At 45.2% G+C, this 24,735-nt stretch carries 22 protein-coding genes; 9 read left to right on the top strand and 13 right to left on the bottom strand.

Annotation, left to right across the window (positions count from 1 at the left end):
- Positions 1-2: 2 nt before the first annotated feature.
- Complete coding sequence (locus tag QI63_RS06095; RefSeq protein ID WP_044014769.1) at positions 3-929, bottom strand: sugar-binding transcriptional regulator; 927 nt, start codon at positions 927-929, stop codon at positions 3-5.
- Positions 930-1,230: 301 nt separating this feature from the next.
- Between QI63_RS06095 and QI63_RS06090 the strand changes: the two genes are divergently transcribed.
- The 5 genes from QI63_RS06090 to lsrF all read left to right on the top strand — a co-directional run bounded on the left by QI63_RS06090 (position 1,231) and on the right by lsrF (position 6,861).
- Positions 1,231-2,733 carry a sugar ABC transporter ATP-binding protein gene (locus QI63_RS06090; RefSeq protein WP_044014768.1) on the top strand — a complete coding sequence of 501 codons (1,503 nt, stop codon included), beginning with the start codon at positions 1,231-1,233 and terminating at the stop codon, positions 2,731-2,733.
- The gene (locus QI63_RS06085) at positions 2,734-3,738 is read left to right on the top strand and encodes an ABC transporter permease (RefSeq protein ID WP_044014766.1); all 1,005 of its coding nucleotides are present in this window, start codon (positions 2,734-2,736) and stop codon (positions 3,736-3,738) included. It begins immediately after the preceding gene.
- Positions 3,739-3,742: 4 nt separating this feature from the next.
- Positions 3,743-4,735, top strand: coding sequence for an ABC transporter permease (locus tag QI63_RS06080; protein WP_044014764.1), 993 nt, complete (start codon positions 3,743-3,745; stop codon positions 4,733-4,735).
- Between the two features lie 79 nt (positions 4,736-4,814).
- Positions 4,815-5,894: a substrate-binding domain-containing protein gene (locus tag QI63_RS06075; protein ID WP_044014762.1), complete on the top strand. Its 1,080-nt coding sequence runs from the start codon at positions 4,815-4,817 to the stop codon at positions 5,892-5,894.
- 82 nt (positions 5,895-5,976) lie between these two features.
- Complete coding sequence (gene lsrF, locus QI63_RS06070) at positions 5,977-6,861, top strand: 3-hydroxy-5-phosphonooxypentane-2,4-dione thiolase (RefSeq protein ID WP_044014760.1); 885 nt, start codon at positions 5,977-5,979, stop codon at positions 6,859-6,861.
- A gap of 139 nt (positions 6,862-7,000) precedes the next feature.
- Here lsrF and QI63_RS06065 read toward each other — a convergent pair whose 3' ends face one another.
- Positions 7,001-7,663: a methionine ABC transporter permease gene (locus QI63_RS06065; protein ID WP_044014758.1), complete on the bottom strand. Its 663-nt coding sequence runs from the start codon at positions 7,661-7,663 to the stop codon at positions 7,001-7,003.
- Positions 7,660-8,661, bottom strand: coding sequence for a methionine ABC transporter ATP-binding protein (locus QI63_RS06060; RefSeq protein ID WP_044014756.1), 1,002 nt, complete (start codon positions 8,659-8,661; stop codon positions 7,660-7,662). The genes QI63_RS06065 and QI63_RS06060 overlap by 4 nt, the downstream gene beginning before the upstream one ends.
- Positions 8,662-9,206: 545 nt before the next feature.
- Between QI63_RS06060 and QI63_RS06055 the strand changes: the two genes are divergently transcribed.
- The gene (locus QI63_RS06055; RefSeq protein ID WP_044014754.1) at positions 9,207-10,709 is read left to right on the top strand and encodes a Do family serine endopeptidase; all 1,503 of its coding nucleotides are present in this window, start codon (positions 9,207-9,209) and stop codon (positions 10,707-10,709) included.
- Between the two features lie 84 nt (positions 10,710-10,793).
- Here the strand turns inward: QI63_RS06055 and QI63_RS06050 are convergent, their stop codons facing one another.
- From QI63_RS06050 to QI63_RS06035, 6 genes are all read right to left on the bottom strand, one after another.
- Positions 10,794-12,392, bottom strand: coding sequence for an adenylate/guanylate cyclase domain-containing protein (locus QI63_RS06050; protein WP_235619638.1), 1,599 nt, complete (start codon positions 12,390-12,392; stop codon positions 10,794-10,796).
- 143 nt (positions 12,393-12,535) lie between these two features.
- On the bottom strand, positions 12,536-12,808 hold the full coding sequence (locus QI63_RS13300; RefSeq protein ID WP_235619637.1) for a hypothetical protein: 273 nt from the start codon (positions 12,806-12,808) through the stop codon (positions 12,536-12,538).
- Between the two features lie 76 nt (positions 12,809-12,884).
- A complete protein-coding gene (locus QI63_RS13295) occupies positions 12,885-13,175 on the bottom strand; it encodes a hypothetical protein (protein WP_235619636.1) in 291 nt (96 codons plus the stop codon).
- A 120-nt stretch (positions 13,176-13,295) separates the two neighbouring features.
- Positions 13,296-14,702, bottom strand: coding sequence for a sensor histidine kinase (locus QI63_RS06045; protein WP_044014751.1), 1,407 nt, complete (start codon positions 14,700-14,702; stop codon positions 13,296-13,298).
- Entirely contained in the window at positions 14,689-15,375 is a 687-nt protein-coding gene (locus QI63_RS06040) for a response regulator transcription factor (protein WP_044014749.1), read from the bottom strand. Before QI63_RS06040 ends, QI63_RS06045 begins: the two co-directional genes overlap by 14 nt.
- The gene (locus QI63_RS06035) at positions 15,375-15,950 is read right to left on the bottom strand and encodes a hypothetical protein (RefSeq protein ID WP_044014747.1); all 576 of its coding nucleotides are present in this window, start codon (positions 15,948-15,950) and stop codon (positions 15,375-15,377) included. The genes QI63_RS06040 and QI63_RS06035 overlap by 1 nt, the downstream gene beginning before the upstream one ends.
- A gap of 168 nt (positions 15,951-16,118) precedes the next feature.
- On the opposite strand from QI63_RS06035, the gene QI63_RS06030 reads away from it, so the two are divergent.
- Entirely contained in the window at positions 16,119-16,712 is a 594-nt protein-coding gene (locus QI63_RS06030; RefSeq protein WP_044014745.1) for a hypothetical protein, read from the top strand.
- 161 nt (positions 16,713-16,873) lie between these two features.
- On the opposite strand, the gene recJ is transcribed toward QI63_RS06030, so the two are convergent.
- The 3 genes from recJ to thiD are packed head-to-tail and all read right to left on the bottom strand — an operon-like array spanning position 16,874 to position 21,184.
- On the bottom strand, positions 16,874-19,006 hold the full coding sequence (gene recJ, locus QI63_RS06025; RefSeq protein WP_044014743.1) for a single-stranded-DNA-specific exonuclease RecJ: 2,133 nt from the start codon (positions 19,004-19,006) through the stop codon (positions 16,874-16,876).
- 21 nt (positions 19,007-19,027) lie between these two features.
- On the bottom strand, positions 19,028-20,359 hold the full coding sequence (locus tag QI63_RS06020) for a thymidine phosphorylase (protein WP_044014740.1): 1,332 nt from the start codon (positions 20,357-20,359) through the stop codon (positions 19,028-19,030).
- A 15-nt stretch (positions 20,360-20,374) separates the two neighbouring features.
- Entirely contained in the window at positions 20,375-21,184 is an 810-nt protein-coding gene (gene thiD / locus QI63_RS06015) for a bifunctional hydroxymethylpyrimidine kinase/phosphomethylpyrimidine kinase (RefSeq protein ID WP_044014738.1), read from the bottom strand.
- 271 nt (positions 21,185-21,455) lie between these two features.
- Here thiD and QI63_RS13290 point away from each other — a divergent pair, with 271 nt between their 5' ends.
- Both QI63_RS13290 and QI63_RS06005 read left to right on the top strand, forming a co-directional pair.
- Positions 21,456-22,988 carry a hypothetical protein gene (locus tag QI63_RS13290; RefSeq protein ID WP_235619635.1) on the top strand — a complete coding sequence of 511 codons (1,533 nt, stop codon included), beginning with the start codon at positions 21,456-21,458 and terminating at the stop codon, positions 22,986-22,988.
- Between the two features lie 70 nt (positions 22,989-23,058).
- Positions 23,059-23,583, top strand: a complete 525-nt coding sequence (locus tag QI63_RS06005) for a DUF1697 domain-containing protein (protein WP_044014736.1) — start codon at positions 23,059-23,061, stop codon at positions 23,581-23,583.
- Positions 23,584-23,986: 403 nt separating this feature from the next.
- Here QI63_RS06005 and QI63_RS06000 read toward each other — a convergent pair whose 3' ends face one another.
- Positions 23,987-24,694: a tRNA 2-thiocytidine biosynthesis TtcA family protein gene (locus QI63_RS06000; protein ID WP_044014734.1), complete on the bottom strand. Its 708-nt coding sequence runs from the start codon at positions 24,692-24,694 to the stop codon at positions 23,987-23,989.
- Between the last annotated feature and the right edge of the window lie 41 nt (positions 24,695-24,735).

The raw sequence follows: 24,735 nt of genomic DNA, 5'->3' as shown, positions 1-24,735 counted from the left end.
CTTTACTTATTTTCAATGAGCCACTCTGCGGTTGCTTCATCCGTTATGAGAATATTCGGGTACTGTCCCCGAAGCGCCGCTCTGATTGCAGTGCGTTTAACCGTTCCAGCAGCAACGGCAATGACATTGTGCAGTTTTTTTAATGCTTCCGGTGAATATGTGATAAGGCGTTCTTCGGTAGAAACCGGAATAAAAGTTCCGTTTTCGTCAAAAAAATGAGCAAGCACATCACCTGCAGCGCCGCGCATTTTGAGAAAATCGAAATCGTTTTTTTGTATGATTCCGGACTTAATAACAGTCGCATTATCATCCATACCGCCGATGCCGATAACCGAACAACTTGCCGTCGAGTGCATCCGCGAAATTTCAATAACGGCCGTTTCTTTTTTGATTGCGTCAACAATTTCTTTTGTTGATGCAACGAAAGGAGCCGGAATAAGGTAGAGTGATGCATTTCCAGCAGAGAGCTGTGTGTTGAGCAGATAAATACTGACGCCACCGGTGAGCGAGATATACGTCGGTTTCTTTTTTGAAATTTGCGAAAAATAGTTCATAAACCGTCCGGTCGTATCACCATATCCGATATTGATGATGGGCGTATCGGAGAAGTGTTCGTCGATGTACATAGCAGCCGCTTTCGCAACCGCATCGTTAAGCGTTTCGGGGGTATGGCGTTCATCGGAAGGGATTACAAAGGCATCATCAAGCCGGTAGATATCGATCAAATTTTGCTCGGTTTTCAGCCTGCCTCTAAAATCATTATGAATGCTGATTTGCACAACGTTTTCCCGTTCAGCTTTTTCAAGCAATCTTATAACACGCATACGGGAAATACCGAGCATATCGGCTATTTCTTTTTGCGTTTTCTTTTGTATGTAATAATACCATGCGATACGTACGATAAGCTCTTTTTCCCAATCATCCGTCATTGTGTTTTTCTTCTCCTAAAACGAACAAAATATCACACTATGAACATATTATCACATTAGATCTAAAAAAACAAGATTTAACCGATAGGTTATTAGGACTAATTATTCATTTTCTTCATAATTTAATTAACAAAACTTTAAAAACAGTAAGAAATTCCTATCTCGCTGAAATTTTGTTATTTTATCAAATATACATTTGACAAATCGTTTTTTTCGTCTTATACTTAAAATATTGATAAATGTTCATATCAAGAACAAAAGTTCTTTAATTTTTACTCTTGAGTGAGAGAGGAAACAACCTATGGATGAAAACGCAGCGCCGTTGCTGTCGGTAAAGAAAATCTATAAATCATTCGGTTCCAATGCCGTACTTAAAGGCGTTGACCTTAATGTCTACCCGGGAGACGTGCTTGCCCTTATCGGAGGTAATGGCGCCGGTAAAAGTACGCTGGTAAAGACCATTATGGGAATAAACAGACCTGACAGTGGAGACATCCTTGTAGACGGGAAACCCATTCATTATGGAAGCCCCTCAGCTTCGCTGCACGCGGGAGTATATCTTATACCGCAGGAGCCGATGCTTTTTTCAAATATGACGCTTGAAGAAAATATTTTGATGGGGATTCCCGGTAAAAAGAAAGAACTTCATAAGCGTCTTATGGATATTATGCAGCAGCTCGGCTGGAAACTCGATTTTGATAGAACAGCACGTACGCTCTCGATTGCGGAACAGCAGTTGGTAGAAATCTTACGCGGTCTGATGCGTGAGGCACGCATCATGTTTTTTGACGAACCGACTTCTTCGCTTACGTTTGAAGAGGTTAACTCACTTTTTAATATTATCGCCGAATTGAAAAAAAAGAACGTCGGCATCATTTATATAACACATCGTTTAAATGAAGTATTTGCTATAGCAAACCGCATTGCGCTTTTGATAGATGGTACTATTACAATGGACGGCGATACCAAAGACTTTACATATGATATGTTGTTAAAAGGACTTGCACCGGAAAGTGTCGAAAGAATGCTCGAAGAAGAAACGATTGAGACGACGGGAATCGAAAAAAAAGAGCCGGTGCTTTCGCTTAAAAATCTCAGCGGTTACGGTTTTGCCGATGTTAATCTTGATGTCTATCCCGGAGAAGTTCTCGGTATGACCGGTGTCGTAGGAGCCAGTAAAACGGAGCTCGCAACGACACTTTACGGCCGCGATAAGGTGCTGAGCGGAAAAGTGTATTTAAACGGAGAAGATATTACGGGGTTGAAGACCAAGCGGATTATTGCAAAGGGGCTCAATTATCTTCCCGAAGACCGATTTTTAAACGGGATTTTTAAATTGACAACGGTGCGTAATAATATTACTTCTATAACACTTACAACGTTAAAGCGAATGCTTATCAATACCATGCAGGAAAAATCGCTTGCAAAAAAATACATCGATGAATTTCATATTAAAGTTACCGGCGACGGCCAGATAATGGGTTCTCTTTCCGGCGGCAATCAGCAAAAAGTGATTATCGGAAGATGTTTTTCTACAAATCCGCATTTGGTTATCCTTGACGAACCGACGCGCGGGGTTGATGCGGGAGCACGCAGCGATGTGTACGCGATTATCAAAGAGCTTAAAAAAACAGGCGTGGCTATCTTACTGATCAGTTCCGATATGGAAGAAATCATTACGATGAGCGATCGGGTCGTTACCATGTACCGCGGTAGAATTAATCATGAATTTTCAAAAGCTGAAATAAACGAACAGGCGCTGATGGCGGCTTCCTTCGGTGTAGAAAAAGGGGTGGTTGGATAAATGCAGTATATATCCTTTAAGCGGATTTTTACGGCAAGAAGCCTCTTTTCGCTTGCGGTAGTAGTGATACTTTTTCTTCTTGTCGGTATCGTTAATCCCGATTTTCTCGGTACGCGAAATTTAATGCAGACGGTAAACTCAAGCGTCGTATTTGCGCTTTTGTCTATCGGTATCGCATTTGTACTGATTATCGGTGAAATCGATGTTTCGGTCGGCGCAGTGATGGGGTTGACTGCTGCAGTAAGCGCAACGTTAATTCGTGACGGCAGTCCGTGGACGTTTGCTATTTTAGCGGCTGTCGGAATCGGTATTGTATGCGGACTCATAAACGGCTATGGACTCGTATATCTCGGCATTCCTTCTATCATCATGACGCTTGGTATGAACGGCGTTATCCGCGGTCTTATCTATGTCTATACCGGCGGAAAATGGGTTGAAAACATTCCGTTTGAGTACAAGGCGGTCAGTCAAGCGACTATCGGCGGTATCACTTACATTTACTTGGCAACATTCATTATCGCAGTCGGCGGTTCACTGTTGCTGCGGCGTATTGCCATAGGACGAAATTTTTATGCCGTAGGGGACAATATCGGCGGCGCCGAGCTGGTCGGCATTCCGGTAAAGCGCACGCGGATAAGCGCCTTTGTGCTTAGTTCCGTATGTGCAGCAGCAGCCGGTTGTATCTATGTAAGCCGCATCGGATTTGTTACGCCGATTGCAGGAAACGGTTACGAAATGAAAGCGATTGCAGCCTGTGTTCTGGGTGGCATCAGTCTGTCCGGTGGTGTAGGTTCGTTGTTCGGTGCGCTGATAGGAGCCATCATCATGGCGTCGATAGACCGCATCCTCGTATTTTTAAAATTTTCTTCCGATTATGACAGCACGATTACCGGTATTTTATTGATTACGATTGTTACGATAGACGGGTTGGTACAGCATTATGCGGCTGAAAAGGCACGGAGAACGCGCCTCTTAGCAAAGACAGCCGGAACGGAGAGTAGGTAGCGATATGGGAAAGAAACGGTTTGCTTTTACAAATGAATTATTGCTGATTGCCGTTATTGTATGCGAAATTATCTTATTCGGTATGTTGAACCCGCGCTTTTTACGTCCGATTGTACTGCTCGGCTCGATCAATGACTTTATTTCGATCTGTATCATCTCGCTTTTTGTAACGATGGTTATTATTGCCGGCGGGATGGATATTCAGGCAGGTTCAATAGTCGGCCTCTCGTCGATTGTTGTCGGGGTGTTTTTTCAAAGCGGTGTAAATATCTATGCGGCCTGTTTGCTTGCGATTCTTGCAGGTATACTGTGCGGACTGTTAAGCGGCTTTATTATTGCGTATACCAATGTGCCGCCCATGGTTGTAACACTCGGCGGTTCGTTTTTGTATTCCGGTTTAGCGGTTTCGATTACCCGTATTGCAAAGGTTGAATTGTACAAGGGTATCAGCGGTTTCCCTGCTGCATTTACGGCAGTTACGCAGTTCCGTTTTTTTGGAATTATTCCTTCTCAAATTTTATTGTTTTTAATTATGGCGATAATTGCCTATATTATTCTACACCGTACTGCCTACGGACGTTCCGTGTATTTGTGCGGTATTAACTCGAATGCCGCCGAATTTTCCGGGGTAAATACGCGATTTATTAAGATGACGACGTATGCGCTTTCCGGAGCCGGTGCGGCAATCGCCGGGATTGTACTTACCTCATATCTTGGTACCGCAAAGGCGGACTTTGGTAAAGAATTAACCCTGCCGGTTATAACGGCCGTCGTACTCGGCGGTACGGCAATTACCGGTGGGAGCGGCAGTATTTTCGGGACGGCGCTTTCTGCGCTGGTAATCGGAATTATGCGATTCGGTTTATCGATGGCTGGAGTCAATACTCAGTATCTTGATATACCGGTAGGCATGTTACTGCTCATTATTGTTGCATCTCGCGGATTTTCCGGGAAAGGCTTTTCAAGCAATCTCACCGGTATTTTCCGCAAGCGATAGGGGATGACATCTTTAATAGCTCTGCTTTTAAAGATGTCTATAGGTGAAAACAACGGACGACAAAATCAGGAGGTAAAAAATGAAAAAACTGATGTCGATTATGTTGGCAGCGCTCTTGGTCGGCGTACCGGTATTTGCCGGCGGCTCAAGTGATCAGGGCTCTGGTGGTTCAAAGAAAGACGTTGTTGTCGTATTTATTCCGAAAATCAGCGGCAATGCTTTTTTTGAAGTAGCAAATGAAGGCGCTCAAAAACTGGCAAAGCAGGTCGGTTTTACCGTAAAGTATGACGGCAGCCCCGATGCAGCAGTGGCGAATCAGGTTAATATCATTAACAATGCTATTCAGCAAGGTGCCGATGCAATCTCAATTTCGACCGTTGATGCAGCCGGTGTCGATCAAGCATTGAAAGCAGCGCGCAAGGCCGGTCTTGCCGTTATGACATGGGACTCCGATTCCAATCCTGATGCTCGGCAGCTTATGACATCTCAGGGAACCCCCGATATCCTCGGCAAAATGCTTGTAGATATGGGTGTTACCTCTCTTAAAGAAAGAGGTAAAAATCCCGATACAGATGTTATCAAATACTGCTGGCACTATTCTCAGGCAACGGTTACCGATCAGAATTCATGGCATGTCGCAGGCGAAGCTTATATTCGCCAAAAGTATCCCAAATGGGTTAATGTTGCGCCGGATAACTACTATTCCAACCAAGATGCGGAACGTGCAATTACAGTTGGAGAAGCGGTTCTGTCTGCTCACAAAGATATCGACTTAATTATTTGTAACGACTCGACTGCTCTTCCCGGTCAATGTCAAGCCGCACAAAACCTTGGTCTTAATCAGAAAAAGGTAACCATTACCGGTTTTGCAACACCGAATGCGATTAAGGGCTATTGCCGTGCAGGTATTCTTACTCGCTGGGGTTTGTGGGATTGCGGTATTCAAGGTGCAATTTCCTGTTACCTCGCCTACTGGGCAGCAACAGGACACAGTATGAAAGTCGGCGACACAATCGATATTCCTACCATCGGTAAGGTAACTATTCAGCCGAACACGGTACTTGATCCGAAAGCTTATACGGCAAACGATTCCGGTGTTGTATTGCTTCCGGAGCGTGCAGTATTCACAAAAGAAAACATGGATAAATATAACTTCTAAATAGAGGTTATAGGGGAATCTTTAAAGACACAGCCGTTTTTAGAGGTTCCCTGTTATCACTTTTAATGATAGGAATGATAGTATGGCAGATTTAGATGGTTTAAAAACAGCTCACGATTATTACACGGATGTCCCTTTTGCCGTTGACGGAGCATTTTATGTCAAGGGGGCAGGTAATCTCGACTGGGGTATGAAAAAACACCTCTCGAATATCTTTAATCCTCAAACCGGTAATACCGTGATGTTCGCATTTGATCACGGTTATTTTATGGGGTCCGTTTCGGGGCTCGAACGGCTCGACCTTTTAATTCCCCAGCTTAATGACCATGTCGATGTCCTTATGGCAACACGAGGCGCATTGCGCACCTGTGTGCGTCCCGACTGCAAAAAAGCTATTGCGCTCAGAGTATCTTCCGGTTCTTCTATGGTACAGGATGACTTAACCCATGAAGTTGTTGCCGTCAATATTGAAGATGCGATAAGGATGAATGCTGACTGTCTTGCAGTTCAGACCTTTATCGGCGGCGACGGTCAGCTGGAAAGCATCGATAATCTTTCTGCGGTTATTAATGCGGGAATCCGTTATAGCATACCGACTCTTGGCGTAGTCGCAGTCGGTAAGAATATGGAGCGCACCGCACAGTATTTTAAACTTGCAACACGTATTATTGCCGAACTCGGTGCAAACATTATAAAAACATATTATTGCGAAGATTTTGAAGAAATCGTCGCTGCATGTCCGGTGCCGATTGTAGTAGCCGGTGGAAAAAAGCTCCCCGAACAAGAAGCGCTTGCATTGGCTTATCATGCAATCCGTGACGGAGCCCGCGGCCTTGATATGGGACGTAATATTTTTCAGAGTGCTCATCCTGTAGCGATGGCCGATGCAATCGGAAAAATCGTTCACCACAAATATACCGACAAAGAAGCATTTGAATTCTATACGGAACAAATTAATAAAAAATAAAGGTACGACCAGGGCAAACAAATCTGACATGTTTGCCCTTTCTCTCAGCTTTTTAGTAGGAAGGCTAATTAATCAGTACTACCTCTTCATCCTTAATGCAGCTTCCCAGTCTTTACAAAAGACAGTGAGCGAGTATCTCCTACCGTCGTTTTGCAAGCGCCGTACTGATCCTCGTGCCGATAAATTGAATAAGTTCGACCATCACTAAAATGACGATGACCGCCGCCAGCATAATATCGCTGCGGAACCGCTGATAGCCGTATCGGATCGCCAAATCGCCGAGGCCGCCGCCGCCGATTGCACCTGCCATTGCCGAATACCCGATAAGGTTGATAATAGTCAGTGTAATGCCTGCGACAAGGGGCGGCAGTGCTTCCGGTATCATCACTTTAAAGATAATCTCCATAGTGGATGATCCCATCGCGAGAGCCGCTTGGATAACACCGCGGTCGATTTCGAGCAAGGCACTTTCGATAACCCGCGCAACAAAAGGGGCGGCGGCGATGGAAAGCGGTACGACCGTTGCAGCTGTTCCGATGCTGGTACCGATGATGAGCCGCGAAAACGGAAAGAGTAAAATCATCAATATGATAAATGGGAATGAGCGTAATACGTTTACCACCCGGTCGATAAGCTGGTGCAACACCGGTCGCGGCATAAGGTTCCCCTCCGCAGTGATGCATAGCAGCACGCCGAGCGGCGCTCCGAGTATAAAAGAAAAAAGCGTAGAAAAGAATACCATTATAAGCGTTTGCCCTGTCGCCGCTCCTACCAGCTGCACTAACGTTGACCATGAACTCATTTGCGTGTCTCCTCTACTTTGATACCGTTTTGATTAAGATAAGCAAACGCTTTTTGCATATCTTCGGGTGAACCGTTAATATCGACAAAGAGGGTTCCGACCACCGTTTCCCCGACCTTCTGCATACCGCCTGCGCAGATGTTAAATTCAATATTGTAATCGCGGGAAATTTTACTCAAGACAGGCTCACTCGTCAGCTCACCTGAGAATCGGAGCGTATAGGCGCCGCCGCTTTTAGACCATCGGATAAGCTGCGTGTCTTCGGGATTGAGCGGGTTGATATGCATTAAGAAGTCTTTGGTTACTTCCGACTTCGGTGCAGAAAAAATTTCACGCACGGAACCCGTTTCAGCTACGGCGCCGTTATCGATAACGGCCACTTGTTGGCAGCAATCGCGCACTACTTCCATCTGATGCGTTATCATCACAACGCTTAAATTCATATCCTTTTGCAGCCGCTTGAGCAGTTCCAAAATTGAGCGTGTCGTCTGCGGGTCAAGTGCGCTTGTCGCTTCATCACAAAAGAGGATATCGGGAGAAACCGCCAAGGCACGAGCAATAGCCACCCGCTGTTTTTGTCCACCGGATAGGGTACTTACCCGCGCATCGCCGCGGCCTTCAAGTCCGACAACGTGCAGCATTTCTTCCACTTTTGCTGCAATAGCACGCTTCGGCATTCCCGCAATTTCAAGCGGATAGGCAATATTGCCCGCAGCCGTGCGCGATGCAAATAGATTGAAATTTTGGAAAATCATCCCGATTTTTTTATGCTGATTTCGTAAGAGCTTGCCTGTCAAGGTGTCTACGCGGGAGTCTCCGTAGTAAATCTCGCCCGAGTCCACCGGTTCTAAAAGGCTTATCAGCCGCACGAGCGTCGATTTCCCCGCGCCGCTTTTTCCGATAATACCGAAAATCGTATGAGAAGGAATTTCAAGGCTGATATTATCAACGGCTTGAAGTTCTCCGTACCGTTTATTCACGTTTACTAACCGTATCATCCGTACATACAAACAAAATATAAAACCTCTGTCAAGTTATTGCCGATGCGTCAGGGTAAACGCATCAGACGTTTTGCTGATCACCCCGCAAAATCAGGAGGCTGTTCAAGCAGAGTTGAACCTCTTCGCGGTTCAAATGCTTGCCCACCCTCCTGATTTTGCGATCTATATTCTATTCGTCTGATGCGTTTACCCCCCTTTGCTGAAAAAATGTACGAAATTTTATTTCCTTAAAATACAACAGTTGAACAAAATATGAATTTTGGAAACTGTTGGATTCGTGCGCGAAAAGCGCACACATCAATACGCAAGTTTTCGAAAGAAAACTTGACGGTTAAGGTGAGCGGCGTCATTGTAGACGCTCACCTTATACCTATGAAATTTCGCACAGAAGGAAAGCAACCGCTAAAAATATTTTTGATGCGTTGCCCTGGACGATACGTGTATCAAAATAGTATTTTATATGTTTAAGAAACAGTTGATACACGAACGAGGGCTTCTAAAACCTACATCTTTTATAGCGCTCTCATATTGGAGGTAAACTCATGTATTTAAAACGAAAGTTTAAAACGGCACTGGCATGTACTGCACTGTTGAGCATGGCCGTAATGATTTTTGTATCCTCATGCTCTGCGAGTCCTGCTTCGGCAACAACGGTTTATGCCGATACAAAACATTCGGAAGCAATCACAAAAGAGACGATTTCCTTGCTGGAAGGGCTGCAAAGCGCAAATCGACAAGTGTCTGCGGCAATTTTGCCGTCAGTAGTAACGCTTTCGGTTACGGAAATTAAGAAAGTCCGCAATCCTCTCTCGGGGGACGGCTTCCCGTGGTTCTTTTTCGGAATGCCTAATCAGAATAACGGTGAAAAATCCGATGGTAATGACGGCGGCGAGCAGGAATATAAATCAGAAGGTATGGGCTCGGGCGTTATCGTCCGTAAAAGCGGCAATACCTATTATGTGCTAACTAATCAGCATGTTACCGGTACGGCGGAAAAGATTATCGTCAAGTTGTATAACGGGCATACTGCAGAAGGAAAACTGGTCGGCGGCGATCAGCGGCGGGACATCGCATTGGTTTCGTTTGAATCCACCGAAAAAGATATTGCCATTGCCGAATTGGGAAATTCCGATGCGGTAGAGGTTGGTGATATCGTGTTTGCCGTCGGTTCTCCGCTCGGGTATGTTTCGACAGTTACCCGCGGTATGGTCAGCGCGGTTGGGCGATCGGGCGGGCCAAATAATAATATCAATGACTTTATCCAAACCGACGCGGCAATTAATCAGGGAAACTCCGGCGGCCCGCTTGTGAATATCTACGGGCAAGTTATCGGTATTAACACATGGATCGCATCGTCAAGCGGTGGTTCACAAGGGCTTGGATTTTCCATTCCGATTAATAACGTCAAAGGTGCAATCGACTCGCTCATTTCCGACGGTAAGTTGAAATACGGCTGGGTCGGAGTCCAACTGACAAGCGCCGACGAAACAGTTATGAAAGCTCTAGGGCTCGGTGAAAAAACCGGCGCTTTGGCTATCGATATCTTCTTAGGTTCCCCTGCGTTTAAAGGCGGTATCCGGCCGGGCGATTTTGTCGTTAAGCTGAACGGCAAAGAAGTAAAGAGTGTCGATCAGCTGGTACGCGATGTCGGCGATCTCCGCAGCGGAACAACAGCAGAATTTGTAGTTATCCGTGACGGCAAAGAACAAACACTTTCCGTAAAGATTGAAGAACGGGATCAGAACATCGTTACCGACTCGTCAAAACTCTGGCCGGGATTTATCGGTTACGAGCTCACTGATGAAGTACGCGATAAATTAAAGCTTGATAAAAAACAGGCGGGAGTATTGGTCACCAACATTACCAATAAAACACCCGCAGTCATTATCGGGCTCAAATCCGGCGATGTTATTACTGCGGTAAACGATGTGCCGGTAGCAAATATGCGCGAATTCTATCGCGAATTGTCAAAGGTTAAAAAAGAAGTGTGGTTCGATGTATTGCGTGAAGGACAAACGTTATCAACTTTACGCTATAAGTTTTAAGTTAAGATAAAGGCTAAAATGGAAAAGGCCGATTAACCATCCGGTTGATCGGCTTTTTTTATGTGCAATAGTTGTTTTAGTTGGTTATTTCATACGCATAGCAAAGACGCCTTTCCAGTCGGCGGGAGGCGGAGAATTACGATAGTGGGCTATTCTGTCTAAGAATACTTTTGCCGGTTGATCGTTGTATTTTTCTACACATTCCAAAAAATATTTTTCAGCAGTCTTCCATTTTCGTTGTCGATAATATCCGAGTCCTGTTTCAAAAACTTCTTTTAAATCATAAAGCTTATCACTGCTGGTTTTTTGAGCATCTTGTAACACTTCAAATATTCGCACCACTTCTGTTCTGCCTTTTACCGTTATGTAATCAAGTTCTCGGCAAATGAAAGAATCGTTGAGACTCTTGTAAACAGCTTCCGAAATAATGGTCTTTGAACCGTATTCTTTATTTGCACTTTCAAGCCGTGCCGCCAAATTTACCGTATCGCCGATGGACGTAAAATCTTTTCTTGTTTCCGAACCGACAGGACCGAACGTAACATAGCCGGTATTGATACCGATGCCGAGCGAGATAGTTTCCTTACCTACCTTCATAGCGGCCTGTTGTTCACGGTAGAGTGCCTCCCGTATTTCCATTGCAGCCTTACAAGCATTTATCTCTTTATTGGGTCCGGAAAAAAACGCCATAATTTCGTCGCCGACATATTTATCAACATCGCCGCCATGATCAAAAATAATCTTAGTTTCGATGTTCAGATATCGATTTAAAATCATAATGACTTCCCGCGCAGGAAGTTTTTCGCACATCTTTGTAAACCCTCTGATATCGGTAAAAAGAAAACAAAGATTCCGTGTAATTCCCTTGGGGCCGATATCCTTTTCTGCATTCTGAAGAGTATGAAAAGAAATATAGGGCAGTATTCTACGCACGAGCGTAATAATATTTTTTATTTCGTGTGAGAGCGTCTTTATTTCGTCCCGTGTTTTTAGATTATCTTCAAAGACCAGTCTGTTCGCTTCAACCTTTGCGTTACCTGAAAGTATTCCGCTTAAAATATTGGTTGTCTTTCTAATATTTACACAAAGCTGAATAATAGGAGCGGCGATAAAATCAGCAAGAAACAATGTGATAATGATGACAGCATACAAAAAGACTGCTGCAAGTGCAAAGATAAATACTTTTGCTTGGAAATACGGACGGTTAAGTATTTCTTTCATGTATGTTACAACGGAAAATCCGACAAGCCTTTGGCCGTCTTTCCGTGAAAAAGTTATAGGATATATATAAATACAGGTTCCCTTTTCCGGTTTATAAATAGGTTGATTCCGGGTACTTGCATTTTGAAAATGCTTTATATAGAAAGCAGCCTCTTTCGCAGTAATGCGTTTTTCTTCTGCCGGTATATCGCGTACCGATCCGGACTCTGTCGTATAAGAGAATACGTTGAAGTCCGGAAGCTCCGTAGTACTATCGATTTTATCAAGAAAAATAGGAGCGGTACTGTCAGTCGTAATAATATCTACGCGGCGGTGCGGAAAAGGTGAAGAGGCGTTTGTCTTTTTTATACCTTCGAGAAAGGCGCTTATTTTTGCATGAAGTCCATCCGAAAAATCATAAATTGCCGCGACCTGCTCGGCTTGATTCTTACCCGTCGTATTGACATTCTGGGTTAAAAGCAATTTGTAGTTCTTTAAATCCGTATAAATAAAGGCGGAAATAATAACAATAATTGCGATAAGAATTACAGCGGTTATTTTATTTTTTAGATGTGTTTTCTTTTCAGGATCATTTACCGCAGCAATGAGTTCTTTAATTCGAGTTTTTATATTAATCTTTTTTTATCTTCCGGTTCTGCAACTTCTGTTGTATCTTTCTTTTTGTTCCCCTGCTGTTTCTCCGATTTATCCGATTTCTCAGCTTTTTCATCTTCCAAAATAAGTTGCTTGTATTCAGAGAACGCTTCATTCTTTGCTTTTATTAAAGCAATACCGCGGCTGATTAAAAAGATATGAAAGATAAGCGCAGTAAAAAAAGCGGCATACACTAAAATACTTAAAGATTTAAACCAACGTATGGTGTTGGCGAATACTGTCATTCCCGAAAGGGTAGGTGCAAGATACAATGTTACCGCAACAAAGGCAGAGATAATAACAATGTTTTGTGTAATTTTTTTATAAAAGATCGAAGCTAAAATAATGAGAAAAGCTACAGGCAATAAAAAAAGGAAAAACAGCTGATATAAAAAAATAGAACTCTTTTTGTACCAAACCGGAAAACAGAGCCGTAAAGGGATACAAGAGCTGCGGAGTCTGCTCATAATTGAGCAAATTCATTTTATCCATACCGAAAGGCATAACCATCAATGCAGCCAAAATAGCAAGGGAAACAATTTGCAGCATATAAGGAGACTTTAGCGTCTGTGTCGGCGGTGTTTCTAACTTTTTATCTTCATTCTCACTCATCGCAGAATCCTATATTTTTAGAATAACTTATAACCCGAAAGGATATCTTTCAACAGCCTGTCGATATGTTAATTATCGCTTATAGTGTATATTCTCGGCATCTTTTGTCAAGGGAAAACTTCAGGGTAAGCGGAGCATAATGCACGCACCTTTCCCGTTGCTATTTTCGGCACGGATTGAACCGCCGAGCGCCTGCATTATGCTTGCCGCTATCGACAAGCCGAGCCCCGCACCGCCTGCACCTCTTGTATGCGCGGCATCTCCGCGGTAAAAGCGCTCAAAGATATGCGGCAGTATATCTTGCGCAATTCCGGGGCCGTTATCCGAAATCGAGATAATACACGCACTTTCCGATAAAGGCGCATCAGGAAGGCGCTCCGCTTCTAAAAGAGGCCGTATCGAAAGCTCAATATGCACATATTCTCCGGCAAATTTTACGCTATTGGAAATTATGATAGTGCATACTTGATGGAGCAGCGCTTCATCCGTATACAGGTTTGGCACCCCAATACTTTCGGTAAAGCTCACATTCGGCGCATAGCTTTGTGTGCTGTCGATAAGCCGCGTAAAAAATTCGGCAACGGGAACAGGCGTTTTATGAATCCGTATATGCCCGTTTTCGAGTCGGGTCATTTGCAGCAAATTTTCGATAATTGCTTCCATCGAATGCGCTTCGCGGATCAGTGCCGAAAGCGATTTTTCCAAGCGATCGGGATCGTGCTTTCCCCAACGGCGCAGCAGGTTCGCATGGCCGAGAATCACCGCAAGCGGTGTTTTTAACTCGTGAGATACATCAGCTGTAAACCGGCGTTCCCGTTCAAAATCGGTTTGCAGGCGGGAAAGCAAATCGTTCAATGTCTTTGCAAGGACATCAAAGTCGTCGCCCCTATCCGTAACGGGAAGCCGGTCGGTTAAATTGGAGCCGCTAATGTTCTTTGCCGCATCGGTCATAGCACGAACGCTTCGCATTGTACGTTTTGTCATAAAAAACACCGCGATGTACGAAAGCAGCAGCAACGGGACGGTAACGACAGCAAGGATGCTCGGTACACCGGAGATAATGGACTCCGCCGTGTCGGAATCCATATTCAACGCTGTCTGTATAACGTAATCGCCTCCCGCATGAACGGGTACTGCATAGTAGAGAATATTTAAATCGCCGTCGATAAAGTATTGTTTTGCCGTATAGCGTTCTGCACGGCGGGGTGTTACCGGCAGTATCGGTAAAAAGGGATCGTTCGTTGCGATCACTTCCTGCGTGCCGCTCTGATACACGGAAAACGTAACATAATACGGAAGATCCGCATCGATTTCTTGTACGCGACCGTCCTTCAGTGCTTCGGCAATAGTCCGAGCGGCGGAAATGAGTTCGCGGTTTTGCTGCTGCCTAACGCCGGAGCGGAGCAGCACGATAATACCGGCGGAAAAAAGGGCAATCATCACGGCAAACAAAAGAGAGAAGCGCATCGAAAGCTGCCGTACCGTCGATATGCGGAGCTTCCGTACCGGTGAATCAGATGCTTTCATTGCCGATATCCCGCATAACATAGCCGACGCCGCGTACCGTAGAGATGTATTCCTCACCGGTTTTATCGTCGATTTTTGCACGTAAATACCGCACATACACATCGACCGAATTTTCATCGATGTAATGATCTGCACCCCATACCGTATTGATAATGGTATCGCGGCTTAAAACGGTGTTCTTGTGTTCGAGCAATGTCTTTAACAAAAGGTATTCGGTTTTCGACAACATAACCCGTTCTTTGTTTACCGTTACTTCCATACTGTTCGGGTTAAGTTCGATACCTCGCAGTTTTAACGGCGTTACTCCCTGTGCATTGTTCCGGCGCATCACCGCCCTCATCCGTGCAAGCAGTTCTTCAATCTCAAACGGTTTTGCAAGATAGTCATCCGCACCGGAATCAAGACCGCTCACCTTATCGAATGTATCCCCCCGTGCGGTGAGCATAATAACCGGCGTATTCGACGTTTTTCTGATTCGCCGCAACACTTCAAGTCCGTTCAACTGCGGAAGCATGATGTCGAGCAGCATAAGATCCGGCGTATTCTTTTCAAAAATATCCAAAGCGGTTCTGCCGTCTGCGGCATAGAGAATATCATATCCTTCATGCTCAAGTTCAAGCTGTAAGAATTCCGCAATACCCGAATCATCTTCAACGATTAATACCCGTGCCATCAATCTTTTTCCTCAAAACGAATATATTCATAATGGTGATGATTATGCATTTCTTCGTGCATTTCCCTAGGAGGTTTCTGCGGCGGAATATTCAAAAATGTAAATTTATATTCTTTGTCGCATTCCATATCATCAAAGTGTGAAAGATAGAGCGGAATATGATTAAAACTCTTCGCTTCCGGTAAATCAAGATGAAACGGACGATTTGGCGTATCTTTGCCCGCAGATAAAAAAGAGTCCCGAATCAATATTTTTATTTTATCACCTGCTTTGTTAAAAGCAATTAGCGCATCGGCAGGTAAAAATTGACCGTTTATGCTGATATGTTTTTTTTGCAGTGTACGCGGATCGGCAGGCATATTGAATTTAATTTCTATTTCGATAATGCCGGCCTGCTCGATTTCGGTTTCTATTTTTGTAACATAAAAAAGACCGTCGGCATTTGCCATCCGCATACCGCGGTACGAAAATGTATGTTTAGCGTCCCTCGGTTTATCCGCAAAAAGTGCACTGTGCATAATAAGAAAGATACATACCGATATGATAGAGACACTCACTGTCTTATGGGTAATCATGACCGTATCATACCCTATTCTTTCCGTTTTGTGTCAAAATTCCCGATTAAAATATTTTAATCTTTTTCCAATGCAGGCTTCATGATACGGCTAGTACAATACGGTATAGTCGTGCACAGACGGTGTGAAAACTTAAACAACCGTACTTTATTTTTTAGGAGTATACGAATGAACAAACAAATGGTAAAAAAGGCTGCGGCATTCGGTATCGTTGCGGTATTATCGGTAGGAGCCGTGTTTGCAAAACCGCACCAATCGAATTCAAAAGATTGGAAACATCATAATGATGCCGGAGCCGCGGAACGTCCGATGCCGCATAACGGTAAAGGCGGCGAGTTTAACGAACGCCAAATGCAACCTGACGGCAAAGGCGGAGAGTTCAACCGGCGCCCGATGATGAATGATGCCGCCACACCGACGGGAAATTCGATTATGGGTAAATGGATTGCCCGCGATGAAAATAAAGCGGTCAAGGTCGAGTTTGACCGCGACGGCAGTATGGAAATCGAATGGCTGCAAGGCTTTACTTCATCGACGGAGTGGGAAGGTTTCTGGACTGCTACGGATACCGAAGTCACCTTTACCGTAAGAAGTAAAGAAACCGAAACATGGACAAACGGCTCTAAAAAGGAAACCCGCGAAAGCATGAATGCAGTGTGGAAGCTCCAGTACACCCGCAATGACGATAATACGCTCACACTGCGCGGCAGCGACTTACCCAAAGAGCTGGCAAACCTTACCTTGTCTCGGCAAGGGCGCTAACACCAACGAAGTGCAGGGCAAGCGCATCAGATGCTTGTTTAATATTCCCGCAGAAAAAGCGGGGCTGTTCAACCGGAATTGAACCTCTACGCTTGCCCTGCCGCCGTAAAAAAATTTACACAAAATTTTATTCAAAATTTTGTGTATAAGAGAGACGCTGCTTAAATACCCGTGCCCGTCTTCCGCATGTCTTGAATAACCATTTGAGGTACCGTATTGCCGTTAAAGGTATTCCGGCTCAACGTGAAGACGGCATCGATACTGTCACCGATTTTAAATTCAACGTTCAATTTATCCGCTGCCTGCCAATACACCGCTGTCCATTTATATGTTCCGCAGTCGAACGTAAGACGCAAATGCTGCGGTTGGGTTTTACCCATAATTGAGGCGGCGGTTAGTTTGATTCCTCTAGCGGCAAATTGGAGCGCCGGGAACCCTTCGCCGTAGGGCTCAAAGGTGTCATGCACGGTTAAAAGTTCGGGCGTTAAATAGTCATGAGGAAGTTCCGCATCGATGGAAAGCGGAGAGTTTTCCGAGTTTTCGTCAAATTCGATAGCCGCGGTAAATTCCTGAACTTTTTTTAAAAACGGCGCAAGTTTTTCTTGCATTAAGCTGAATCCTGCTGCAAATGAGTGACCGCCATAGTCGAGGAAAAAATCGGGATATGCTTCCGGCAAAGAAAGCACCCGATAGCCGCGGGCGGAACGAAGCGAACCGACTGCGGTTCCGTCTTCCATAATACAGATAACCATACTCGGCACGTTAAACTTATCTGCAAGCCGGTTTGAAAGGATACCGGTAATGCCGCGATGGATTTTATCGCTTACAACAACGGTGAGTTTTTCGCGATATTTTGCAAGACTTTCCCGCGCAATCGGTTCGGCAATTGCCCAGCCGGCCTTTCCGAGTTCTTTCCGCTCCTCGTTCATCGCAATAACCGCATCCGCAAGTTCATTGCGTACCGCTGCATTTTGTTCAAGGAAGAGCCGGATTGCCGTTTCCGGTTTACCCATCCGTCCGGTTGCATTGATAACAGGCGTAATATTCCACGCAATATCGTTGGTACCGATATGCTTACCGATAAGCCCCTGTTTTATCATCAACTCGGAAAGACCGGCGCGCGGCGCGGCATTGATGGCTGCTAAGCCTTGCTTTACCAATATCCGGTTTTCTCCGGTCAGCTGCATCAAGTCTGCAAGCAGCGAAAGCGCGACAAGTTGTAATTCACGCTTTTCTTTTTCACCGTATATGTTATGCGCTTGTTGGATGAGCGTAATAAAGATATTGAAAAAGCCGTCGAGTTCGGACATCGGCGTGTCGTTGTACTTGCCAATCCGCGATAAATTCTTTAACCGCAAAAGGCTCATCTCGGCAAGCTGAGGCGCAATCTTTGCACATTCGAGTCTAAAATCACTCACATAAAATTCAACCGACTTACCAAACACTTTTTCCAGCTGCTTGAGCTGCAACTCCTTATCCCACACAAAAATCTGCTGCCCCTGCAAAAATCTGCCGAGCCGAGTATCTGAAAACGGAACCATACCGGGGATAATCGTTTCCGTGATTCGAGCTGTTTCAACCAAATTGACGGTATGGATAGCTTCCACTGCAAAGGCATCGTTAACGGGGCGCACATTCAATAGGCAAATCTGCTGTTTATAAATGTCGAGAAGTCCGAAGCGCAGGGCGGTAACAACCTTCCACGCCGTAGCGCATCCGGAAAGATGTTCGTTGGGATAGCCCGATCCCGGCACCTTACAGTTAATGATGACTGCGGCATCGGGAAGCGTATCCTGCGGGGTGTGATGATCGATGACGATAACATCAATGCCTTTCTCCGCAGCGTAGGCGACTTCTTGAATATTGGAAATACCGCAGTCTACGGTAATGATGAGGGTACCACCGTCGGCTTCATGCGCATCAACCGCTTCGCAGGAAAGTCCGTACGGTTCGTCGCCGGTGGGGATACGCCATGTTGTCGGGATGCCTAAATCGGTGAGCGCTTCGTAGAGTACGGTAACGGCAGTAATCCCGTCCACATCGCGGTCTCCGAAAATAAGCACCCGCTCCCCTTCTTCCTTTGCATCGAGGATCCGGTCAACGGCATCCTCCATATTTACAAAAAGAAAGGGATTATGCACATAGCGCAGATCGTTTTCAAGGTGAAAAAACGCCTCGCTCCCTTCGGCAATACCGCGCCGCAGCAAAATCGATGCAACAAGGGGAGTGCAGCCGTATTGCTGCGCCATGGAGCGGACAACATTAGGGTCTATATCTTTTTTTTCCCAATTCACTGTATGGTACCGGAAGCGCGGCTACAAGTCGGCCGCAGAAATTTCTTTAAATACCAGCGGACGCATTTGCGGCTTCTCCGCTGCATACCGTATCGCTGTTTTAATCATATCGGAAGCGGCCGGAAGGCACTCCGCATCTTTGCCGTACACATCCATGATGAGGTCGCCTTTTTTTACGGCATCGCCTACGTGCTTATGCAAAATCATACCGGCATCGGGACACACCGCATCGGTGGTTTTATTGCGGCCGACCCCGAGATTGACTCCGGCAATACCGATTTTGAACGCATCGATATCTGTGATAAAGCCGTCTTGTTCCGCTTTAATGTGGCAGGTGTGGGGGCTGCGGCGCTTTCCGCATTCGGCAACAAACTGCTGCGCATTGCCGCCTTGCAGCGTGATGTTTTCTAAAAACAGCTCAAGCGCTTTGCCGCTGCGAAGCGCCTCTTGCGCTTTTTGAATTCCTTCTTCTTTTGATGCAGCCTTATGACCAAGCACGAGCATCCAACCTGCAAGTTGTAATGTTAAGTCGGTTACATCCTGCGGCTCCGTACCTTTCAGAACATTGTAGGTTTCTTCCATTTCCAAGAAATTACCAACTGCATTTCCTAAGGGTTCATACATATTGGTTATCATCGCGATAACTTTTTTACCCATCGCGGTGCCGGTACCGACAAGGCTCTTTGCGAGCGCTTCGGCTTCGGGCAGTGTTTTCATAAAGGCGCCGCTTCCGCATTTGACATCGAACACCAGCGCTTCGGCGCCTTCGGCAACCTTCTTAGAGAGAATACTCGCCGTAATAAGCGGCACCGATTCAACGGTCGCAGTCACATCGCGCAAGGCGTAAATCAGCCGGTCGGCGGGGACAATCTCTTTTGTCTGCCCCGTCATTGCAAAGCCGGTTTTTTTAATGTAATTGCGGAATTGGTCAACGGAAAGGCCGGTCTTATATCCGGTAATCGATTCAAGTTTATCGAGCGTACCGCCGGTGTGCCCGAGTGCGCGGCCGCTCATCATCGGAACTTTCACCCCGCAAGCAGCCACAATAGGAGCAAGCGGCAAAGAAAGCTTATCCCCGACGCCGCCGGTGGAGTGTTTATCGACAAAGGGGCCTTCAATCCCCGACAAATCCATAACCGCTCCGGAATGCAGCATAACGTCGGTAAGGACGGCGGTTTCATCAAACGTCATACCGTTAAAATAAACCGCCATCAGCCATGCGGCCATTTGATAGTCGGGAATCTCTCCGGCTACATATCCGTTCACTAAAAAGGCAATTTCTTCCCGAGAGAGTGTTCCTGCGCCGGTTTCTCTAAACCCGCGCTTTTTCATAATGATATCAACTGCACGCATGCTTTTATTCCTCTCTTAATTGAAGGCTTTTCGCCACGCGGCGGGATTACCCGGGCCAACCCATTTATTGAGGGCAAACCCGTTCCGTAAACTTAACGTGATAAATTTCTTTGCGCGGAGAGCAGCTTCATACGGTTCAAGTCCAAAACCCAAGCCAGCAGTAATTGCAGCGGCAACGGTACACCCGCACCCGTGAGTCCATTCGGTTTTAATCAGCTCAGCTTCGAGATATTGGAAATCTTTGCCATCATAGAAAACATCGACAGAAGTTTCCGCATCTTTCAATTTTGAACCGCCCTTAATGAATACATGCGGGGCGCCCATATCGTAAATCCGTTTTGCGGCATCTTTAATTTCTTCCAACGTAGAAGGCGTATCGACATGAGCAATTTGTCCTGCTTCGAACACATTCGGCGTAATAATCTTTGCGAGGGGCAATAGTTTTTTAATCAACAGCTCGTTGATTTCCGGATTGAGCGGCAAATTTCCGCCTTTACAAATCATTACCGGATCAAGAACATAGTTTTCTACCTTATATTTACCGAGATACTCGGCAGCAAGTTCGATTGCATAGGGAGTCGCCAGCATTCCCGTTTTTGCCGCATCAACGCCGACGCCGGTGAAAATGGTTTCGAGCTGTGCACGCAACGAATCTTCACCGATCGGGAACACCTCATGGCTCCAATCCTTGTGGGGGTTCATGGTAGCAACCAAAGTAATCGCTGCCATACCGTATCCGCCATATTCCTGAAATGTTTTTAAATCTGCCTCAAGGCCTGCTCCGCCTGATGCGTCGGAACCGGCAATCGTCGCTAATTTTACCATTTTATACTCCTCAATTATAAAAATATCTACGGTGGAAAAAATCTGTCGGGAATCTCTAAAGCTCGGTTAGTTTTAAAAAAATCCTCAATAAGTACTTTCCCGTAAAATTGCAGACAAAACTATATCACATTTACCTGTTAAGTCAAGATCGACGGCGGATCGTTGCGGGATCCCCCTCTGGCATTTTCTTAGGCTTTTAGGTATATTTACCGATACATCACATAGAACTATTTGTTTTCTTACTATGCCTTACCGTTAAGGAGGACCTTGAATGAAAAAATCATTATTATCGTTTATATTATTTTGCTTACTTATAATTGCTGCGGGCTGTAAAACAGCTCCTGCGAATAAAACGCCGGAACCGGCCGAAACCGCCAAAGGAGCGGGAGCTGAGACACAAACAACGCAAACAGCGGGCGAATTGAACACGGCGCAAAAAGCAAAATCTAAGGAAGCTGCACAAACAGCCACCGCAAAAACACAGGAACCGGTTAAAACGCCCGGACAGGCAAATCAGACTGCGACATCAGCGGCAAAGAATACTCAAACAAAGGCCCCCAAACAGGGTACGACGCAGCAGAAAACAGCGAACTCAAATGCGTCCGCTACATCGGCTGCAAAAACTGACACCTCTAAGCAATCGGTAAAGACTGCACCCCAAAAGGCACCGGCGAAAGAATCTACTCAGAAGGAAACGCCACAAAAGGCTGCTGCACAAGCGGAAAGCACTTCAAAAAACAAAACCGCTTCTCAAGCAAAAAATGCGCAGACAAAGCCCGCTAAACAAGATCCGAAACAACAAGAAACGGCAAAGTCTAAAGCAACCGCAAAAAATAATAAGCAGTCTGCATCTCCGGAAGCGGCCAAGAAAGAAGCGTCTAAATCGATATCTGCCAAGCAGGACACTGCCGATAAAGCTGCTCCTGCAAAACAGCCGGAAAATAAAAAGACCGAAACTAAAGCAAAAGAATCTGCTGCTCAAACCGCAGCAGCTCAAATTACCGATATTTCCTGGATGATTGAGCAAGCTGATGCATCTTTTGTTTCCAAACAGCATAAAGGTAAGGGAAAAATCTTTGTTACCATGCTTGCAAAATACAAAGGCGAACTAACAGCTCAAGATTTCAAAGAAGCTTTCTTTGCTTCACCCGCTGATGTGTGGGGGCTTGATGAACAAAGTGCAAAGGGGCTGATGGAGATTAACAAAAAAGAGAAACTCTTGATGCTGAAACATCTGTCTTCAGGTGAAGGCGAAGGAGCAGCTGCTCTTGGAAAGTGGTTTGCATCGGTTACCCTTACAGGGCAAAAGCCGTTTGAAAAAGAATTGAACGTAACCGGAATCGGCGGTAAAACCGTCACGGAGAATAAGGCCGCTAAAGAGGCTGCAAAGAAAAAGGTTATCCCGCTTATCGTTCCCACTGCGAAAGCGGAAAACGAACAGCAAGCACTGACAATGCCGGTTATACAATCCGTTTCCCGCGACGCAGATACAATAGAGATTATCTTTTCGGTTAATGATTCGCGGGTTAAAAACGCTTATTTCTATTTTGACGTACCGGGAGAAGAATACTATCGCGATTCAGGTTCGATGATCGATGCAACGGGGAAGCCGGTAAACGGATGCCGCTCGTTCTCTACCGATGGAAAAAAATGCCAGTATGTACTCCGCAAAGATGCAAACAATAAAGACTGGTTTAGTAAGGCGACTCAATGTTTCCTCGTTGTTTCCGATGTAAACCGCGTTGCCTCCCCTTGGGAAGAACGCCACCGCACTATCAGCGCCGCATCGCGCATCGCAAAATAATAATTATGGCGGGGTAATTAGACATTCTTTTGAATACCCCGCCATGCATGGCAGAATTAATACGGAATATATGGATTATATAGCATTGCTCAGAGGTATCAATGTTGGAAGCTCTGTAAAAATTAACATGAAAGAATTGAAAACATTATTTGAGCAATGCGGTTTTTCAAACATTTCAACATATATCAATTCCGGAAACGTTATTTTTCAATCACATGACGCGAAAAATAGTATTACAGAGAATATTGAACAAGCATTGCATATAACGACCGGGAATGAAGTAAAAGTATTAGTAAAAACAAAAAGTGAGATGGTAAAAATAGCAAAGAGCATCCCCAGTGATTGGCAAAATAATGATGCTCAAAAGACTGATGTAGCCTATTTATTTGACTCAATAGATAATGAAAACATAATAAATGAATTACCAATAAGAAAAGAATATATACAATTAATATATGTTAAGGGTGCGTTAATCTGGAATGTTCGGCGAGAAGATTATAATAAAAGCCATTTAAATAAAGTAATATCGCATAAAGTATATAAAGATATGACAATACGAAATGTTAATACGGCTCGATATCTTGCAACGTGCTAATAAAAAAATCATCCAACCACCACTTCAACCTGGCATCGCTTCGCAAGGCAGGCGATACGTTGAGTATTTTCAGAAGCGGCATATACTGTAAAACCCTTCCGTAAGCCTTTTGAAATAGACTGTTAAGCAGTTGTACATCCGTGTACAACTGCTTAACGACGAGATTTGTGCATAACACAAATCTCGCTCCTGTATAAAACCACTGCCCTCCTTGGCAGTTTTGATACGTTGAATATGTTCAGACGTGGCATATCGTAAAACATACTTTCCGTAAGCCTTTTGAAATAGACGATGCAGATGCTAGGAGCGTACAAAAAACACCCGCAGGCGTACTTGTTGTACGTCGAGGACTGTTTTTTGTTAAGCGACAACGCAGATGCGTCGTATATTTCAAAAGGTGTTGCTAGGGTAGGTACGCCGCATTAACATTCCTCAACGCATCGAAAAGCTTACGCTTTAACTCATAGTTACCATCTGTAAGCTTATCCAAGCGGGAACGAGCGGTTTTTCTGCCTGAATTATCCTGATAGCTGCATGTACAGGTGGAAGAAATATACCCCTGCATTTCTGCATGACGGACAATCATCGGGATGTCGGCGAGACAGAGCGGGCGGATAAAGGTCAACGGGAATTTATCGAACTTCAGTACGGGAGGCATTGCAGCAAGCTCTCCCTTTGTCAGCGCATTCATCAGCGCCGTTTCCAGAATATCGTCCAAGTGGTGTCCGAGCGCAATTTTATTAAAGCCGTGCTCCTGCGCATATTTGCTCAGCTCCAAGCGGCGCTGGCTGGAGCACCACCAGCAGTTCATCTTCTTGCCGGTTTTAAGCCGCTCCAGTACCGAAATTGTTTTAACGGTTAAATCAATTCCCCAGCTTTTAAACCGCTTCGCCAATTCAGGCGCGAATTCTGAGCCGATATCCGTGGCGATATGGAGTGCAGAGGCTTCAAAAACCGGATGCCGGCGTTGGAGCCGTGCTGCAAAATATTCCGTAAGAGCCGTTGAATCCTTTCCGCCGGATGCTGCAATCAAAATCCGGTCGCCGGCTTCTATCATATTATATTCGGAAACAGCCTTATCGATTGTTCTAAACAGCTTGGGATTTGCCATAGTGAAGAGCAGTATGAACGGTGGTCTATTACCGTTGCCGG

The sequence above is a fragment of the Treponema sp. OMZ 838 genome (assembly GCF_000775995.1).
In the GTDB taxonomy this organism is placed as follows: Bacteria; Spirochaetota; Spirochaetia; order Treponematales; family Treponemataceae; genus Treponema.
Note: the sequence above shows the minus strand (reverse complement) of the source record. Positions and strands in the feature narration are given on the sequence as shown.

Coding starts and splice junctions, on each gene's coding strand:
- QI63_RS06095 (WP_044014769.1), bottom strand. CDS start 929: ATGACGGATGATTGGGAAAAAGAGCTTATCGTACGTATCGCATGGTAT.
- QI63_RS06090 (WP_044014768.1), top strand. CDS start 1,231: ATGGATGAAAACGCAGCGCCGTTGCTGTCGGTAAAGAAAATCTATAAA.
- QI63_RS06085 (WP_044014766.1), top strand. CDS start 2,734: ATGCAGTATATATCCTTTAAGCGGATTTTTACGGCAAGAAGCCTCTTT.
- QI63_RS06080 (WP_044014764.1), top strand. CDS start 3,743: ATGGGAAAGAAACGGTTTGCTTTTACAAATGAATTATTGCTGATTGCC.
- QI63_RS06075 (WP_044014762.1), top strand. CDS start 4,815: ATGAAAAAACTGATGTCGATTATGTTGGCAGCGCTCTTGGTCGGCGTA.
- lsrF (WP_044014760.1), top strand. CDS start 5,977: ATGGCAGATTTAGATGGTTTAAAAACAGCTCACGATTATTACACGGAT.
- QI63_RS06065 (WP_044014758.1), bottom strand. CDS start 7,663: ATGAGTTCATGGTCAACGTTAGTGCAGCTGGTAGGAGCGGCGACAGGG.
- QI63_RS06060 (WP_044014756.1), bottom strand. CDS start 8,661: ATGATACGGTTAGTAAACGTGAATAAACGGTACGGAGAACTTCAAGCC.
- QI63_RS06055 (WP_044014754.1), top strand. CDS start 9,207: ATGTATTTAAAACGAAAGTTTAAAACGGCACTGGCATGTACTGCACTG.
- QI63_RS13300 (WP_235619637.1), bottom strand. CDS start 12,808: ATGACAGTATTCGCCAACACCATACGTTGGTTTAAATCTTTAAGTATT.
- QI63_RS13295 (WP_235619636.1), bottom strand. CDS start 13,175: ATGAGTGAGAATGAAGATAAAAAGTTAGAAACACCGCCGACACAGACG.
- QI63_RS06045 (WP_044014751.1), bottom strand. CDS start 14,702: ATGAAAGCATCTGATTCACCGGTACGGAAGCTCCGCATATCGACGGTA.
- QI63_RS06040 (WP_044014749.1), bottom strand. CDS start 15,375: ATGGCACGGGTATTAATCGTTGAAGATGATTCGGGTATTGCGGAATTC.
- QI63_RS06035 (WP_044014747.1), bottom strand. CDS start 15,950: ATGATTACCCATAAGACAGTGAGTGTCTCTATCATATCGGTATGTATC.
- QI63_RS06030 (WP_044014745.1), top strand. CDS start 16,119: ATGAACAAACAAATGGTAAAAAAGGCTGCGGCATTCGGTATCGTTGCG.
- QI63_RS06020 (WP_044014740.1), bottom strand. CDS start 20,359: ATGCGTGCAGTTGATATCATTATGAAAAAGCGCGGGTTTAGAGAAACC.
- thiD (WP_044014738.1), bottom strand. CDS start 21,184: ATGGTAAAATTAGCGACGATTGCCGGTTCCGACGCATCAGGCGGAGCA.
- QI63_RS13290 (WP_235619635.1), top strand. CDS start 21,456: ATGAAAAAATCATTATTATCGTTTATATTATTTTGCTTACTTATAATT.
- QI63_RS06005 (WP_044014736.1), top strand. CDS start 23,059: ATGGATTATATAGCATTGCTCAGAGGTATCAATGTTGGAAGCTCTGTA.
- QI63_RS06000 (WP_044014734.1), bottom strand. CDS start 24,694: ATGGCAAATCCCAAGCTGTTTAGAACAATCGATAAGGCTGTTTCCGAA.